Origin of the sequence: Pseudonocardia pini (genome assembly GCF_013870575.1) — a bacterium.
GTDB classification, from domain to species: Bacteria; Actinomycetota; Actinomycetes; order Mycobacteriales; family Pseudonocardiaceae; genus Pseudonocardia; species Pseudonocardia pini.
In genome coordinates this window covers 1-1,502 of record NZ_JACBXB010001047.1, presented here as the reverse complement: position 1 = coordinate 1,502, position 1,502 = coordinate 1, and the positions used below count along the sequence as shown (strand labels likewise).

The window sequence follows — 1,502 nt, the reverse complement described above, 5'->3', positions numbered from 1 at the left end:
CGGTGGTCGTCGCGCGGAACGGCTCGCGGCCGACGCCGTTCCCGCGCGACCGCGTCTGACCTCGATGGCGACCCGATCGTTCCTGCACACGCCCGGCCGGATCGTCTCGCCGGGCCCGGGGCGGAGCCGGGACCGGCTCCTCGTGGCCTACGGCTGGACGATCGGGCCGCTGCTCGCGGGATACCTGTTCCTGGACAAGGCCTTCGCCTACCTGCACGTGCCGGGCACGCCGCTCTACGTCGGCGAGCTCGTGCTGGCCCTCGGGATCGCCGGGCTCGTCGCGTCGACCGGCTACCTGCGGATCCCGCTGCGGGACGAGTCCCTCCTCTGGGTCCTCCTCCTCTTCGTGCTGTGGGGCGCGATCCGGACCGTCCCGGGGGTCCGCGCGTACGGGATCGACGCCGTCCGGGACTCGGCGCTCTGGTACTACTCGCTCTTCGCGCTCGTCATCGTGGCGGCGATGGCGCGGTCGCCGGAGATCCTCGACCGGCTGTGGTCCGGTCTGGCGCGGATCAGCCCCTGGCTGCTGCTCTGGCTGCCCCTCGCCGTGGTCCTCGTGCCGTTCTCCGCGCGGGCCCCGACGATGCCGTTCAGCGACATCTCCGTGCTCTCCCACAAGTCCGGCAACGCCGGGACCGCCGCCCTCCTGGTGATCGCCGGGCTCTGGCTGGCCCCGCGCGGTCGCTCACCGGGTCGGGCGGCGTGGACGATGCTGGGGCTGCTGATCATCGCCCTGGTGGCCACGCAGAACCGGGGCGGCCTCATCGGCACGCTCGCGGGCGCGTCGGTCTGGTTGTCGTTCCACCACGACCGGCTGCGGATGCTCGCGAAGGCCGGGGTCGTCGGGGTGATCGCCCTGACGCTGTTCAGCCTGCTCGCGGTCGACGTCCCGATCCCCGGCCTGCAGGGCCGTTCCTTCTCGACCACGCAGCTGGTGAACAACGTCCTGAGCCTGACCGGCTCGGCGGACGCGCCCGGGAACCTCAGCGGCACGGTCGACGGCCGCCAGCAGCTGTGGAGCAGGGTCGTCGAGCGCCAGGTCAACGAGGGGGAGCTGGTGGACGGCGCGGGGTTCGGCCCCAACCTCGCGAGCGAGGTCGGCGTGTACGACGAGGGGACGACGAAGCTGCGCAACCCGCACAACTCGCACCTGAACATCCTGGCGCGGATGGGGGTGCTCGGCTTCGGCCTCTGGGTCGCGTTGTGGGCGGGCTGGTACTGGCGGCTGGTGGGTGCGGTGGGCAGGCTCAAGCGGCAGGGGCTGCACACCCGTCGACAGACCGCCGCCCTCTGCATGACCGTGGCCACGACGGTGCTGGTCTCGACGTTCTTCGACCCGCAGCTCGAGGGCGCGCAGGTGGCCGCCCTGCTGTGGACGGTGTTCGGGATCGGCGTGGTGGTCACCAGCCGGAGCGGCTGGTTCCGGCCCGCGCCGGAGGCCCCGGCGAGGTTCCTGGCCGAGCCCGGGTCCGGGTGATGAGGGCCCGCGCGTGGGGCGTCGG

At 72.9% G+C, this 1,502-nt stretch carries 1 protein-coding gene; it reads left to right on the top strand.

Features of this window, described 5'->3' with window-relative positions:
* Positions 1 to 1,477: O-antigen ligase family protein (locus H5J29_RS32340; protein WP_220188212.1), on the top strand; the 1,477-nt coding region annotated here is incomplete at its 5' end.
* Positions 1,478 to 1,502: the final 25 nt, after the last annotated feature.